General features: G+C 45.3%; 1 pseudogene. It reads right to left on the minus strand.

The features are described from left to right. A pseudogene (locus Q5762_RS37395) lies at window positions 1-373 on the minus strand (carbamate kinase); the annotation flags it as partial.

Raw genomic sequence — 373 nt, forward strand, 5'->3', positions numbered from 1 at the left:
ATAAAAATACCGTCCCCATCTGTCAGAATGAGGAAATAATCTGCAGCGATTTCACGTGACAACAAAGATGCGGTTGCATCTTTATCGATCACACAATCGATATTGCCCATTACGCCATCACTCTCAGCAACAGGGATACCGCCACCACCACAACAAATCACAATATTGTCCTGCTCAAGAGCTTGCTTGATGATGTGGCTCTCTTGCACAGATTTCGGCTGCGGAGACGCCACCACACGACGGTAGTATTTACCGTCCTCACGAACTTCCCAGTTGTATTGTTCCGCTAGCTTAAGTGCTTCTTCCTGACTATAAACTTGACCAATGAACTTAGTTGGATCATTAAACTCAGGGCTATTCGCATCGACTTCAA

The sequence above is a fragment of the Streptomyces sp. P9(2023) genome, assembly GCF_032436795.1.
Lineage (GTDB): Bacteria > Actinomycetota > Actinomycetes > Streptomycetales > Streptomycetaceae > Streptomyces.